General features: G+C 54.6%; 12 protein-coding genes. 11 read left to right on the top strand and 1 reads right to left on the bottom strand.

Translation table 11 applies throughout. The annotated features are described in order from the left end of the window. Window positions 1-2: 2 nt before the first annotated feature. The gene (locus tag ACYVAM_RS20340) at window positions 3-3,023 is read right to left on the bottom strand and encodes a sensor histidine kinase (protein ID WP_461070382.1); all 3,021 of its coding nucleotides are present in this window, start codon (window positions 3,021-3,023) and stop codon (window positions 3-5) included. 213 nt (window positions 3,024-3,236) lie between these two features. Here ACYVAM_RS20340 and ACYVAM_RS20345 point away from each other — a divergent pair, with 213 nt between their 5' ends. The 11 genes from ACYVAM_RS20345 to ACYVAM_RS20395 all read left to right on the top strand — a co-directional run bounded on the left by ACYVAM_RS20345 (window position 3,237) and on the right by ACYVAM_RS20395 (window position 15,307). After that, window positions 3,237-4,325, top strand: coding sequence for a glycoside hydrolase family 5 protein (locus ACYVAM_RS20345; RefSeq protein WP_461070384.1), 1,089 nt, complete (start codon window positions 3,237-3,239; stop codon window positions 4,323-4,325). 287 nt (window positions 4,326-4,612) lie between these two features. Then, window positions 4,613-5,533 carry a hypothetical protein gene (locus tag ACYVAM_RS20350; protein ID WP_461070386.1) on the top strand — a complete coding sequence of 307 codons (921 nt, stop codon included), beginning with the start codon at window positions 4,613-4,615 and terminating at the stop codon, window positions 5,531-5,533. 81 nt (window positions 5,534-5,614) lie between these two features. Further along, complete coding sequence (locus ACYVAM_RS20355) at window positions 5,615-6,526, top strand: Clp protease/crotonase-like domain-containing protein (protein WP_461070388.1); 912 nt, start codon at window positions 5,615-5,617, stop codon at window positions 6,524-6,526. 12 nt (window positions 6,527-6,538) lie between these two features. Next, on the top strand, window positions 6,539-6,970 hold the full coding sequence (locus ACYVAM_RS20360) for a GPW/gp25 family protein (protein WP_461070390.1): 432 nt from the start codon (window positions 6,539-6,541) through the stop codon (window positions 6,968-6,970). A gap of 3 nt (window positions 6,971-6,973) precedes the next feature. Continuing rightward, window positions 6,974-8,839 carry a hypothetical protein gene (locus ACYVAM_RS20365; RefSeq protein ID WP_461070392.1) on the top strand — a complete coding sequence of 622 codons (1,866 nt, stop codon included), beginning with the start codon at window positions 6,974-6,976 and terminating at the stop codon, window positions 8,837-8,839. A 12-nt stretch (window positions 8,840-8,851) separates the two neighbouring features. Next, entirely contained in the window at window positions 8,852-9,781 is a 930-nt protein-coding gene (locus tag ACYVAM_RS20370; RefSeq protein ID WP_461070394.1) for a hypothetical protein, read from the top strand. Window positions 9,782-9,798: 17 nt separating this feature from the next. Continuing rightward, on the top strand, window positions 9,799-10,956 hold the full coding sequence (locus ACYVAM_RS20375) for a hypothetical protein (protein ID WP_461070396.1): 1,158 nt from the start codon (window positions 9,799-9,801) through the stop codon (window positions 10,954-10,956). A gap of 66 nt (window positions 10,957-11,022) precedes the next feature. After that, window positions 11,023-11,943 (top strand): hypothetical protein, encoded by a 921-nt coding sequence (locus ACYVAM_RS20380; protein WP_461070398.1) that lies wholly within the window; start codon window positions 11,023-11,025, stop codon window positions 11,941-11,943. Between the two features lie 22 nt (window positions 11,944-11,965). Continuing rightward, entirely contained in the window at window positions 11,966-14,509 is a 2,544-nt protein-coding gene (locus ACYVAM_RS20385) for an ATP-dependent Clp protease ATP-binding subunit (RefSeq protein WP_461070400.1), read from the top strand. A gap of 3 nt (window positions 14,510-14,512) precedes the next feature. Continuing rightward, a complete protein-coding gene (locus tag ACYVAM_RS20390; RefSeq protein ID WP_461070402.1) occupies window positions 14,513-14,815 on the top strand; it encodes a PAAR domain-containing protein in 303 nt (100 codons plus the stop codon). Window positions 14,816-14,860: 45 nt separating this feature from the next. Then, on the top strand, window positions 14,861-15,307 hold the full coding sequence (locus ACYVAM_RS20395) for a hypothetical protein (protein WP_461070404.1): 447 nt from the start codon (window positions 14,861-14,863) through the stop codon (window positions 15,305-15,307). The last annotated feature ends 1 nt before the right edge of the window (window position 15,308 follow it).

Consider the following 15,308-nt stretch of genomic DNA (forward strand, 5'->3'; position numbering starts at 1 on the left):
ACTTAGAACATTACCGGAAAACTGAGTTTCAGGGATGTCCCCTGTCCCGGTGCCGAGGTGATGGCCAACTCACCGTGCAGGTTTTTAGCCCTCGTCTGCATATTCCGGACGCCATTTCGTTCCGTTTCTGCGTTTGGGTCGAAACCGACCCCATTGTCACAAACCTCCAGATAAAGGCGCTGGTGTTCCAGACTGATTTTCAAAGACGCCTGGGTGGCCTGAGCGTGTTTAACCAGATTGTTGACGGCTTCTTTCGAGATAAGGTACAGGTCCTGCCGCTTTTCCATGGACAAGGTCAGGTGCTGAATCGTATCGGGCACGCTAATCTGGTAGGTTATCCCCGAGGCTTCGAATAACTCAGCGGCATAACGGTTCATGCGGGCAATCAAATTACTGAGCTCATCATTATTCGGATTGATACTCCAGACAATATCGTCCAGAGAATTACTGACGTGCCGGGCTTCAGAAACGATCCGCTCAACCATTGAGCCTGATGGATGCTCGGCTGGAAGGTTTTGTTTGATCATGGTTCCCAATATGCCAATACCACTCAGGGATGAGCCAATTTCGTCGTGTAGGTCAGCTGAAATTCGGTTGCGGATGTGCAGAACGCGCATCAGTTGATTGATCCGGTACCGGTACAAAGCATATAACAGACTGGCAACCAGTAGCAGCAGCAGTGTCCTGAACCACCAGGTTTCGTAATAGGCCGGCAGTATTTCAATAGATAGCAGAAGCGGCTTGTGACTCCAGTTGCCGAATGAATCGGCGGCCTTCAAATGCAATGTATACCGGCCGGGATCCAGGTTGGTGTAGTAAGCCCGGTGCAACGACCCACTGTAATTCCACCGCTCATCCAGCCCTTCCAGAAAATAGGCATATCGCGTGTTGGCTAATCGGCTGTACCGTAAGGTCGTAAAATCAACACTGAACGCGTTCTCCGTTCGGGACAACCGGATCGGGCGCGTGGGATCGAACGGCCGCTCCTGCTCATGTACACGAAAGGACGTAACAACAACCGGTGGCAGGGTGGTCCGACGATGCAACTGCGTTACATCGAACTGATCGATTCCGTTTTGCTGACCAATAAACAGCTCGGTACCCCGGTGAACATAGAGCGCAGCCGTAATGGTATTCTGGCTCAGGCCATCATTGGCCGTTAGCCGTAAAAATCGCCTGGTTTTTGGATTATAACTATGCAGCCCGTCGAAGTTACCAATCCAGATCGTGCCTTCTTTGTCCTCAGCAAGCTGACGGTTTTCGCGGTCATACAGGCCATCCCGGGCGGTCAGAATCGTCGTCAATCGCCCGTTTGGCAGGCTTTCTGTTACACTTCCCCAACGGGCTGCCCACACATGGCCATTTTTCGCCACCAGAACAGCATTCGTGGCTAGATCATCGGGGCGTTTCGTGGCTGGCTGGCCACCATCGACCCACACAAACCGATGATTGGGCTCGGTTACATAATACAGACCCCGGTACGTCGATAACCAAATGCGACCGGTGGCGTCGATGGCCAGCCCCGTCAGAAAATTATTGTTTCGATGCAGAGCCGCGCGAATGGAATCAGACCAGTAGACCAATGGCTTGCCGGTACGCATATCCACTACCTGAAGACCTTCGTCATTGTTACCCACCCATAATCGTTGCTGCCTGTCAATGAGCCCATGGTCGACAAAGGGTACCGAAAACAGCGTTCCGGCGCGTTTTCCCGCCAGTGTTTCGACAAACCGGTTTAAGCGGGTATCGTAAACGATCACCCCGTCGCCTTTGTATCCCCAGTTCCGCAGCCCTATCCAGAGCTGAGCCGTGTTCGTCTGCTGAAACCACATGGCTTCTGACTCGCCGTGCGGAAACCGAATGAGGGTGAACCGGTTCGTTGGACGATGCCATCGGAGAATGCCGGTATGGGATAAGCCCAGCCAAAAAGTTTGACCCGTCGTATCCTGTTGATCGGTAGCGATCACCTTAACCACCACGGGCTGACGAACCAAAGAAGGGGGCAGCGCAATGGTTCGAATCAGGTTGTCCTGAGGGTTATAGCTGAAAACGCCCGTTGAGGTACCCACCCATAAAATGCCACTGTACGGATCCCGATACAACACATTGGTTTGAAATGGCGCCGACTGAATGTTCGTCAACCGAAAAAACTGATGCTGCTCCGGCCGGAATACCAGCAGCCCATTCTCGTCGCCAACCCAGAGAATCCGCTTCCCGCTTTCATCCTGTCCTTCCTCGACGCAGGTAATCCGGTTGGGCTCATGGGGCAATTTGAAGAACGAAAATTGCTCCGTGTCGGGATCGATTCGCAGGAGGCCATGCCCATAGGCACCAATCCAGAGAATCCCATTGGCATCGACGCACCCCCGGCTGAGGTACAGTTGTAGACTGCGTTTCGGATCGGGACAATCGATTCCTAACACGCATACAAAGCGGTTGGCCCGGCTGTCGAAGCGAAATACACCATTATCACTGCCAATGACCCACAGCCGGTGTTGTTTGTCTTCCAGAAACCCCTTTGCCTTTAGTCCCTGGTAGGTCGTTTGCCGAAATGAATACAGATCGACGTGGTGGGTGCGGAGGTTGATGCGGCCAACGCCGTTGACCGTGCTGAACCAGCCATCGCCGGTTGAACTTTTGTAGAAATGACCCGTCGTTCTGGGTGTTTTGGATATCGATGTCAGGCGGAGCGTATGCGGATCAATGCGGCAGATACCCCGCCTGTCGCTGGCAACCCACATCCGATTGGCCGAATCAGCAGCCATGCCATTGATCAAATAGGTCTCCGGGAAGAGGAAACTCCGGACTGACTGGCCATCGTAGCGAACCGGGCAACGGCGCGTACCGAACCAGATAAACCCCTGCCTGTCTCTGGCTATGCTATAGACGGTCTGACTCGGAAACTCGCCTTTATCCAGCAGGCGACTAAACACTACGTTTGGCGGCTGGGCATGAAGTAGGAATAACGATCGGCCACTCAGCAACAGGTGTAACAAAGCAGTGACCAATAGCTTTCTGTTCATAGTAACGGCCTGGTTAGAAAGCTTTAAGAAGCCGCCCTGACCATAAAAAGAGGTTAGTTAGTATGAGGCATTACCTGCCGTACTGTGTAGCAAGTTACACACTCATCAGGGAAAATAAGCAACTTATCTGTTAAATCAATGGGTGTAAAGGGTTATTGCATATTCGTGGCTGTCGAATGAATTTTGTGAACATTCATGTTAGTACGAACAGCCATGAAAACAGAAATCACCACGTTGCTTTTTCTGACAGGCATTTTACTACAAAACTGCACCCGTACAACCGACGATTCGATGACCACGATGCCAACCTCTACCACAACTGATCATGCGGGGTTTTATGTAAACGATCGGTTTCTGTACGATCCCTGCGGCACTAAAATCACGCTGCGGGGCGTGAACAAAATGAACTTCTGGACGGACCGTTCGGGAGCTTCCTTTGCTGAAATTGCCAAAACGGGGGCCAACAGCGTGCGAATCGTCTGGCAAACACGGGAAGATAACGGTCAACCCACCAAAGCCATCGACCTCGATAACCTGATTACGGCCTGCGTTGCGCAAAAGATGATTCCCATCGTGGAAGTCCATGATGCGACCGGCAACTGGAGTATGCTGGACCAGATGGTCAATTTCTGGAAGCGCCCCGACATCGTAGCCGTCATCCAGAAACACCAGAAGTATCTGCTGGTCAACATTGCCAATGAATGTGGCGACGACCAGGTTACCGATACTCAATTTACGCAGGGGTATACCAGCGCGGTTCAGCAGCTTCGGCAGGCGGGCATTCACACACCCTTGCTTATCGATGGAACGGATTTTGGTAAAAACCTGGAGCAGTTGGTTCATCTGGGACCAGGCCTGATTCAGGCCGATCCCGACAAGAACCTACTCTTTTCCGTGCATATCTACTGGCCGATGGCCCAGGGCGCTACTCCCCAATTTATTAAAACTCAGTTTCAGAACGCCGTGAACGCTGGCTTGCCGTTCATCGTGGGCGAATTTGCTGCGTACGGCGCCTATGTTGAAAAAGGAAAAGGGGATAGCTGCGGACCCGAAGGGCAGGTCGATTATAAAACAATACTGACGGAAGCTCAACGACTGGATATTGGCTGGTTGGTATGGGAGTGGGGACCAGGCAACGATGGTGGAGGTAATCCCCTTTGTGTCGTCATGGATATGACGACCGACAGCCAGTTTGCCACCTTGAAAGGCTGGGGTAAAGACGTAGCGCTTACGAATGTTGCTGGTATCCAGAAAACATCGGTCCTCTCCCCTTTCCTGGTCAATAATCAGCTTTGCAAATAAGGATCACAATCGGCATACCACCTGCCTGATTTCTAAAAACTACCTGGTATTGTTTATCGCCAGCCCTGACCAAATCAGGGCACGGGAATCCTATTGCCGGTAACTACCCGAATCGGCGGTATCGAAATAGCACCCAACCATCCAACTAAATAGCTCTATATCATCGCATTACCTGTTAACAAATAACCGTTTACCGTTCGCTCAGTGGGTGTAAAGGGTTATGGAAAAGGCTTCTTCGATTGAAGACCTTTGAGGCAACCAATCAGGATACAATCCCTTTAGGTAACATGAAAAATCAACAGCTCTATCTTCTTGTACTCCTTGGCCTGCTCGTCCGGGTTTCGATAACCCAGGCCCAACCGGCGGTGAACGCAACCGGCGTAAACCGTACGGACGAATCGGCTATCACAGAAACCGCTCCGCGCAAAACAAAAGCTGCGGAGTCTTCCATTTACCTAAAAGCGTATGGATTCTATAGCCTGTTAACGCCTGGGACGCAGATCAACTACAACTACTCGCAAAGCCAGTCAAGTTCACCGAACGCTTACCAGCCAGTCAAAACACGGCTGGGGCAAGGGCCACGCGCAGGCATTGGCCTTGGCCTGATCGCCAGTGACTTTATCAACGTCGGCCTTGATGCCGACATCCTTTTTGGCACCGCGCTGACAACCAACTATGATGTATTCGTAGGCAGCGGCAGTAATTTAAGTCGGTATGTTATTTCGAACACGACGACCCTGAAGGTACTGTCGGTTATTCCTAACGTCACGTTTAAAGCCCTTTCGCGGCCGAGCTATTATATCTACAACCGGCTTGGTCTGGTGGGAGGAGTCGTGCTGGACTACAAGACAATCGATAATAGGCTGGAAACTCCCACAATAGGAGCAAGCACGACATCGGTAGGCACCACCAACTACACAAAGAACTCACTGGCAATCGGGTATCAGGCGGCCCTGGGAATTCAGTTCCGACTAAGCCAGGCCATTCGGGGATTTGTTGAGGTAGTGGCTTACAATCAGTCCTTTAAGCCAAAAGAAATTCAGAGTACCACGGTCAGCACCAAGAGTGGAATCAGTACGACACAAAGTTCTACCACGGAATATAAAAGCCAGGGTGACTTCAATAAGTCGGACCCATCTGAGCAACCCAATTTCAACGTTGCGATCAACAGTGTCGGTGCCGGAGCAGGGCTGGTATTCCGATTTTAAACACGACCGGATCAGTCAGGCGGATGCAGTTCACAACCTGACCGCAGTCCTATGTTTCTATACATCTTAAATCAGATAGCCATGAATCGATTCTTCGTCCTACTCCTTGGCCTGCTTGTGCGGGTTACGATAGGGCAAGCCCAGTCCACTTTTGCCGTAAACACAGTAAACCCTTCAGGTCAATCAGCTACGACAGGGGCAGTTCCTCACAAAGCAAAGGCCACCGAAGCCCCTTTTTATGTAAAGGTTTACGGGCTTTATGGCCTGATCACACCGGGTGTACAGATTAGCCACAGTGAGTTACAAAGTTCAGATGGGTCAGTATTTACCTTTAAGACGGCCACTAAAGGCTTGGGGGCTGGTCCACGGGCTGGTATCGGACTTGGCGTTATCGTCAGTGACTTCATCAACCTGGGCATTGATGCCGACATCCTCTTCGGATCAGACCTGAAGATTGTCAATAGCTACACTGACGGTAAAGCTACCTATGGTAATACGGAGACCTCTACACTAAAAGTTGTGTCGGTGATACCAAACATTACGTTTAAAGCCTTGTCGCGCCCAGCCTACTACATCTACAACCGGCTGGGACTGGTGGGCGGAGTCGTGCTGGACTATAAGACGGTTAGCAACTCCCTTGAGGCCCCTACAGTCGGGGTCAGTACTACGTATGGGTCCACCAGTAATTATACAAAAAACTCACTGGCGCTGGGGTATCAGGCGGCCCTGGGAATTCAGTTCCGGCTAAGCCAGGCCGTTCGGGGGTTTGTCGAAATCGTTGCTTATAATCAGACATTTAAGCCGGAACGGCTCGAATTTACGAGTAAAACCCCGACCACCACACAGGTTACAGTTACTGAGTACAAAGATCAGGGCGTCGAGATACCGACCACAAATCCGACAACCCGCAAACCGCAAACGGGTCAGTTGGCCAGCTTTACGGTTCCCATGAATAGTATCAGTGTAGGTGCCGGGCTCGCCTTCCGGTTTTAATCGCGACAAGCTATGCCACAACCTTATTATGCCCTGCCGCTCCGCCTGGACGAGGTGATCCATCACCGGCCGCACCCTACCTGCTCGCTGCCCCAGTCGATTGCCCAGAACCTGTACCTGATGCTGACGACGCACTTCGCCGAGTCCCGCTTCGACGAAACGTTTGGGTGTAGCCTGTGGGATGAAGATTTTTCCAATCAGGCCAACAGCCGCTGGAAAGAAGCTATCCGGCAGTCGATCGAAACGTCCGTGGCGCAACACGAAAAACGGCTCATGCAGGTACACGTACGCGTCGACCTGGCCGATCAGGAAATACAGATCAACCGAACCAACCGGCGAATAAAACGGCGGCTGACGGTCTGGATCGATGGACTTCTGACCCGTACAAATGAATCATTCTCCTTTCACCGGAGCCTGTTTTTGGCTCCTCTCTCAACCGAATAAACAATGGCCACTACTGATCTGGTTTCGGAAGGATTCGCTCGTGAGCGGGTGAAAACCCGGATGCTTCGCCGGGCTGCCGACCTGTGGGGCTATGCCGAGAGCGATCTGGATAGCTTCGACCCACTTGTGGCCCTGCTCATCGAAGCCTGTGCGATGGAGTTCGAGCGGATGGCAGTGGACATAGGAAATACCCAAACCCGGCTGCTCGACCGACTGGCCAAGGTGCTACACCCCGAGCCCGACGTAGCCCGGCCCGCTTTTGGGGTCGCGCAGGTGCGGTCGGTTGAGCCTCGGGCAACGGTATCGCCCACGACGCAATTGAGCTACAAACGAGCCACGACGGCCCGCACCGAACCGTCCAACCCGACCGAAACTTACCTTTCACCCGTTGGCACCTACCCAATTGTGGATGGGGCGGTCCGGTATATCGCGACCACCGACGCCCTGTATCGGATCGATGAGGCTACCCAGAAAACGCCGGTAGCCCAGCGGCAGGGTGCACCGGTTGTCCTGCCTTACCAATCCCTGTGGCTGGGCCTGGAGCTGGCGGAGAACCTGCCGTCGCTGGATGGTCTGACGTTCTTTTTCGACTGGCCCATCGATGAGGGCCGGGTCGATTACGGGTCGTTGCCAGCCCAAAGTTCATGGTGGCTAGCCGGGCAGGCGCTACCGATCCAGCCGGGTTTGACTCACGTGACTACGACCACGCCCGCCGATTCGCCGTTGGCCGATGTGTTCGACGGGATGGGCAAGGTGGAGAGACAGGCCGTTCTGACCTATGATCGTCATTTTGTTACGATAACCGGTGCTCCCCCGTTTAAATCGTCCGGACTGACACAACAACTGTATCCGGCACCAATGAGTCAATGGTTTGCCGACCGGGATTTGCGTGTCCTTAAAGAGCCGCTCTGGTGGATCGAAATCCGATTGCCCCACACGGTTAGTTCACAAGTGCTGAGCGGAATGAGCGTAGGTATAAACTGTTTCCCGGTGATGAACCGGCGGCTCCATCGAATCACGTACCGGCTTCAGCAAACCCTCAACATCATTCCGCTCGAAACAGACCGGTGTTTTTTAGCCATGCGGGACGTACGGACCAGTCAAAACCGCCAGCTAACGGCCCTTCCGCTCGGAAACCTGTCGGATATGGCCACCGACACCTATACGGTGCAATATGGTGTCAGTCGCTTCGACGAACGCGACGCCCGCCAGACCCTGATTAACCTCCAGGATTTACTGCACGACGAAAGTGCCTCGTTTGCTGCGCTGGGCGAAGATTTTCTAACGTCAGTCATTCGGGAGCTCAACCAGGCGCTGGCCCGGCTTGAGGCCAAAGTAGACCAGAAAACCCGTAAACGGGACACCATTCCCTACCTGATCATTAAGCCAAAGCAACCCGGCGATACAGTTTTTATTGACTACTGGACGTGTGAGGGTGATGCAGCCAATCGATTGCCCGTCGGGAGTCGACTTAGTCCATACGCAGATAATTCGCTCCGTAAGGACGGCGGATTTCTCATGACCACCACCACCGGCGGTCGGGAAAGGCCAAATGAGTCGGAGAAAATCACCCAGTATAAACGGGCTTTGCTGACTCGAAACCGGATCGTTACGCTGGAAGATGCCCGGGCCGTTTGCCGTGCCGAACTCGGAGCGCACCTCCAGTCGGCGCGGGTGGAGCGCACCTTTCAGGTTGATCCCCAGCCGGGTAACGGGTTTCAGCGGTGCATTCGGGTGAGTCTGGAGCCGTCGGACCTGAGTACCTATACAGCCGCTGACTGGCAGCAACAGGCGCGGTGGCTGCAAATCAGTCTCGAACAGCAATCGGTAGCTGCGCTGCCGTATCAGGTTCTTGTTTTACCCGTTTGACCCAAAATCTGCATGAAACCAGTAGCTGATTACGCCGAACGCCTGAATCACCTCCCCGTTGACTTACGGGCCGAAGTGGTGCTGGCCGATATGCTCGAAGACGGCATCTCACCCGACGACTTGATCATCAATCCGGTGGGCTTGTTTAAACGGGCATTTTCGCGCGACATCGACCGGGTCCACTGGGTAGAATCGCAGCACAGCACGCAACGGTGGTTGCAGATCGACCTGAACCGCAGCGGCTTGTATGACCTGTTGCCCGAGGGCGTCTTTCACCAGCCAACCAGCCCCGATGCGTCAGCGTCTACGGAAACGACCCTGCGCGAAATGGCTATTCAGCAGGAGCGCGAGCGGGCTGCCCGGCGTTTTTTCCTGCCGATCGAGCAGGAGTTTTTTCGGCAACGCATTCGGATCGAGCAGGAGCAGCGGGCATTCCAGTTCGGCTCCCTCCTACCCGATGACATGCTGAGCTGGTTTTGGACATTGCCGGATTTTCTGACCGCCACGCAGCGAGAACGCCTGCACTATCTGCTGCCCGTCATACATCAGATGGCGGGTAATCTGGTAGCTATGAAAACATGCTTCGGCCAGCTGATCGAAGAGCGCGTGTCGCTGCAGCTGGATGCACCTGGAAAAGCATTTGTTCACCATGACGGGTCAGCGCTGGGCCAGTGGCAATTGGGAGCCGACTCCGTGTTTGATGGCTGGTTGTATGATGGCGAACCGTTGCTCCGGATCACCGTGTCCATCGACCAACCAGAACGCCTGACCGACTACCTGCCGGACGGCAATGGGCAGCGGCTGATCGATTGGCTCGCGGGCTATCTGATGCCCCTGGATGTTGGCACCCGTCTGGTGCTGGATACCTCGGCGCTTGCCGATACTTTTTTATTCACGGAGGAGGATGCCTTCGGACGACTGGATTTTGCGACGACTATATGATCGATACCCCTACTGCTATGACCGTACCACAACTCAACTATCCGCCCGTCAACTGGATTGACGGCATGAAGATAGCCCGCCGACATTTTAACGAGTGGGAAAACTTCATGCATGATCAGCTCCGCGATAGTAATGCGCTGGGGCTATCCCGGTTTCGGTATGGTATTTTGCCCGCCGACGACGCCCTCGACCTGCAGATTCAGTGCGATTTCAACCAGCAGATTCGGGTGCAGTTGCGGAGTTGCCGGGGCATTAGCCCGCACGGTGCCCGGATCGACTATTACAATGCCACCGACTCGCTGACTTGTACCACCTCGTTTCCGGCCCTGGCCGAAACCTACGGACTGCAAACCGGAAAGCCCCAAACGTTCGACGTGGTGCTGACGGTCGATCCGTTTACCCGCGTTCCGACGGGCGAACCCATCCTGACCGAAACCCCGCCCCGCCATCCCCACACCCGCCCCGAATACCGGCTCGACATCGTGCCATCGGCACAGATACGCCCCGCCGAACTCAGCTATCAGCTAATTGTTGGGCGGGTGCGCTATGGCAATGGTGAAGTACAAGCCGACACGAGTTACCTGCCCGCCTGCACGTCGACCTACAGCCTGCCCCGGCTTCAGCAATGGCACCAGCAATTCGGCAAGCACCTGGAATCCCTGGAAACAAATGCGTATAAGATCACGCAACGCACGAAAGAACGCGACACGAAAAACGCCCTGCAAAACAGCACCCTGCTGATGGCCGAACGGATGGCCTTTATTTTGGGCGACATCAGTACACGCTTTAGCTGGATCATTCCCTACGAGCCGCCCATTCAGATGGCCGAAATTCTGCTACGACCCATTCAGGCTGTGCGGGTGGTGATGACCATGCTCAGCGGCCGCGAACGGGAAGAGTTCATTGGCTACATCAGCGAGTGGGCCGACCTGACGCCGGGTGCTTTTGAAGCCCAGCTAAATGCCACACTACAACTACCCTACCAGCATACCGAAGTAGCAACCCTGCTGACGGAAGTCGATACGTTTTACCAGACCCTGTCGAACGTGTTCTATAAACTGGCGCAACTGGATTTTATTGGCAAGCGGAAAGGGCAAAATGTGTTCATCATCGAGCACGAAGTCAAAGACACACCACCCGAAAAACCCCGATCGCGCTGGAGTCCGCTGGGGTAATCGTACCCGACAAAACAGCGATTACACCCTGATTAAGTTTCCTTTTCAACTCAAGAAAACGTACTGATGGAACCGCTTAACAAACCCGAACGAAAACAGGCATTAGGCCGCTTCCTGGGTGTTTACTGCCTGTCGCTCAGCCTGCCCCTGCTGGCAGTCTACCTGCTGTTCAGTGCGCCAAACTACATCTTGAAGCAGGAGAACGCCCGGCTCAACGAAACATTGACCGAGCAGACCCAGAAACTCCGGAAGCCAATGAATAGCGTAACAACTGACCTTCGAACACTGCAAACGACCGATCAGGCCTATCTGAAAGCGACCGACATTGAAAAGGGAAGTCTGAAAGCACAACTCTCTGGCCTGGAAAGCGGGCTGCAACATCAGGTAAATGGGCTCAAGGCGGATACGGCCAATCTGCAACCACTCAACAAACAATTGTCGCACGACATTATTGGCGCCTACGATGCTGTATTAACCTACCGCAACAGCATTAGCTACCTGCGTGAGTTGCTGGAAAAAGAAGGCATCGACGCCAGCCAGGTCGATAAGTTGACGGCAGCGCTCACCCAGGCCCGGCAGGAAAATGAAATGCTGAAAATTCTGGCGGCTAAACCGGCCGCACCGGCGGCCGCTCCTCCGGCTGGCGGTGGCGGCCCCAATTACCTGCCGCAGTTTCAGGAGTGTTCGGGCAAACTGACGCTGGCCCAGACCCGCATCAATCAGCTTCAGGATCAGCTAAAAGCAGCGGGCAGTGCTCCCGCTCCGACGGTTACGGCCCCCATTACCGCTGGCGCTTCCCGAGCCGATGTTGAAATGGACATTGTTGACCGGTGCGAGAAAAAAGCCGACGCCACCAATAAACCCCCACTCTGGCGACGGCCGCTCTATGAATTCGCCATGGAAACCCTCGAACGAAATACCCGTCCCGATGCCAAACAACGCATCTCCACGATCAATGATAAACTGCGCCGGTTAGGTTCCGACTGACATTTATAAACCCCTGATTCTGATGGCATACACCGAAGACGTTAAACGGGCTATCCAGATTGCTCAGTCGCTCTCCAAAGAGTATCGGAACGAACTGTTCACCCCGGCGCATTTACTGATGGGCCTGCTCCACAACGAGGTCGGACTGGCCTCGTGGCTGGCCGTGATCGGGCAGGACGTGCCTTACCTGCTCGAGTGGGCCGAAGTTCGTCTGGAAGCCAGCCCCAAAGCAAGTCGGCTGTCGCCCAACCCGCCGGGCGACGAGCAGGTGAAAACCGCGATGGAACTGGCCGATCTGGTGGCCATGCAGTTGGGGAAGGCCCAGACCGATCCTGTTTGTGTGCTGGTCGCGTTGCTTAAGCCCGGCGTAGCGTTCAGCACCGAGCAACTGCGGAGTTTACCCCTAACCCAGGCCGACCTGATGCAGGCGGCTCTGGCTGATACCGACGTTGAAAGGGCGGTTTCAACGAAGACGAACGAATCGAAGCCTGCCAGCCCGTCGGGTACCCTGGGGCAGGCCCTGCTGCGCTTTTGTGTGGATAAAACGGCTATGGCGGCCGAGGGGCGGTTAGATCCCATCATGGGCCGCGACCGCGAGGTGCGTATGATGACCGAAACGCTGGGCCGACGAACCAAACCCAACGTCATTCTGGTGGGTGAGCCGGGGGTTGGCAAAACGGCGCTGGCGGATGGCTTTGCGCTCAACATCGTGGCGGGTCAGGTGCCCGATTACCTGCAAAATGCCCGGCTGCTTGAACTGGACCTGGGGGCGCTGGTTGCCGGAGCGTCTTACAAGGGCGAAGTTGAAGATCGCCTGAAAAGCATTTTGAATGAGGTAAAAAAAGACGAGAAAATCATTCTGTTCATCGACGAAATTCATCAGTTGCTGGACAGCCGGGGACCACTCGGTACCGGGGTAGCCAATCTGCTCAAACCCGAACTGGCCAAGGGAAACCTGACGGTCATTGGCGCTACCACGCTGGACGAATACCGGAAATACATTGAAACGGATGAGGCCTTCAGTCGGCGGTTCGATGTGCTGCGCGTAGACGAGCCGACCGTAGCCACCGCCATCCGGATGATCCAGCGCCTGGTCCCCTTTTACGAGCAACATCACAAGCTGAGCGTTGGTGCCGATGCCGTATCCGAAGCTGTTGAACTGGCCAAACGCTACAGCCGAAATCGTCGGCTACCCGACTCGGCCGTCGATTTACTCGACCGAACGCTGTCAGCCGTGCGGATGATCAGCGAACGAACCCCCGCCGAAGTCGTCCAGCTATCACAACAGCTCGATCAGTTGACGGTCAGTACCCACAGGACCGATACGCTGAACGACCTGCGGTATCTGTATCAGGAGCTGGAAAACAAAATCAGCCCCATCCTGCTGGCCAATCTGATCGCCGATACGCCCTCCGACGAGGAGCGGGCGGCCGACCCATTTGCGTCGGCTCCGGCGCTGGCTGATCATATCAGGCAAACATTGAGTCGCCTGACGGACCTGACGGCAGTAGCCAGAACCAGCGTAGATCGGCATGATGTGGCTGCGGTAATCTCTCATAAAACAGGAATTCCGCTGGGAAAAATTCAGAGCCAGGAGCGCGATAAGTTACTAGCCATGGATGAGGTGCTCAAAAAGCGGGTGATTGGTCAGGATCATGCCGTAAAAGCCGTTGCCGACGCCATCCTGGAAGCCCGGTCCGGCCTGACGAAAGCGGGTCAGCCCATTGGCTCCTTCTTTCTGCTCGGGCCAACGGGCACCGGCAAAACCGAGCTGGCCAAGTCATTAGCCGATTTTCTGTTCAATGACGAGTCGTTTCTCATCCGGTTCGACATGTCGGAATTCAAGGAAGAACATTCGGCGGCTCTGCTCTACGGGGCCCCTCCCGGCTATGTCGGGTATGAGGAAGGCGGCCTGCTGGTGAATAAAATCCGCGAAAAACCGTATTCGGTCGTGTTGTTCGATGAGATTGAAAAAGCGCATCCATCGGTATTCGACATTTTTCTACAGATTCTCGACGAGGGTCGACTCCACGACCGGCTGGGTAAAGAGGGCGATTTCTCGGACGCGGTGGTACTCTTCACGTCCAACATCGGCAGTCAGTTGGTTATCGAGCGATTCGGGGCCGGACAGATTCCAACGACGGCCGAGCTCATGGAGGCCATGAGCCGCCATTTTCGGCCGGAGTTTCTGGCCCGGCTAACGGAGATTGTGCCCTTCGCTCCTATTTCCGAGGAAAACGCCGTGCGCATATTCGACCTGCACCTGCGCGGGCTGACCGATCAGTTACTGAAACAGGGAATCACCCTTACGCTCAGTCCCGAAGCCCGAAAGTACATGGCGCTGTCCGGATTTACGCCCCAATACGGCGCCCGGCAGCTCAAGGGTGTGATCCGGAACCAGCTACGGCGCCCCATTTCGCGGATGATCATAGCGGGTGAGGTAACAACGGGATCGGTGGTAACGGTGGACTGGCAAGGCAACGAATTGCAGTGGACCAATACGACTGACGAAACGCCCAGCATACCGCTTACTCAACCAGCCAGTAAGATGGCACAACTTACCTGAACGATGCCACAACCAGCCGCCCGACTCCTCGATATGCACGTTTGCCCGATGCAAACACCCGCCGTCGTGCCCATTCCGCACGTGGGAGGCCCCATTGTAGGACCCGGTAATCCTACGGTACTGATTGGTGGTCAGCCAGCCGCCACGGTAGGCGACATGTGCACCTGCGTTGGTCCACCCGATGTCATTGTCCAGGGATCAGCCACGGTGCTGGCCGGGGGCAAACCGATAGCCCGAATGGGCGACATGACCGCCCACGGCGGCAGTATTGTAGTGGGTTTTCCAACAGTTCTGGTTGGAGGATAGGCTACTACCCAATTGATTTTTAACCACTTAACTAATACATAAATTATGTTTGACTACGGAATCGGTGGACAGGAGCGCAAGCTCAACACCAGCGAAAGCATCGTTGACATTGCCCCGAACAAGACGCTCCTGATTGAGAAACTAACGGCCGATCCGCCCCTCCGCCCCGAGGTGGTTGAAGGGCTGAAAACAGTGGGCGAAGTCTTCGCTCATTTTAAGCCGGAGCAGGAAGTGGAATTCGATACGGCAGAAGGCAGCACCATCAGCGAAACGCTGCGCTTCAGTTCACTCGCCGATTTTGGCCGGAAAGGCATCATTGCCCAAAGCAACTACCTCCAGGAGCTGAATATGACATTCGAGGATTTTCAGCGGTACGTGCGGCAGCTCAAATCGAATAAAATCCTGAAAACCATGCTCGACAACCCGGATGGCAAAGCAGCCTATATAGCGGCCATTCAGGCTATGATCCGTGAACTGGAAGAGGCTCAGTAAC

The sequence above is a fragment of the Spirosoma horti genome (assembly GCF_054776595.1).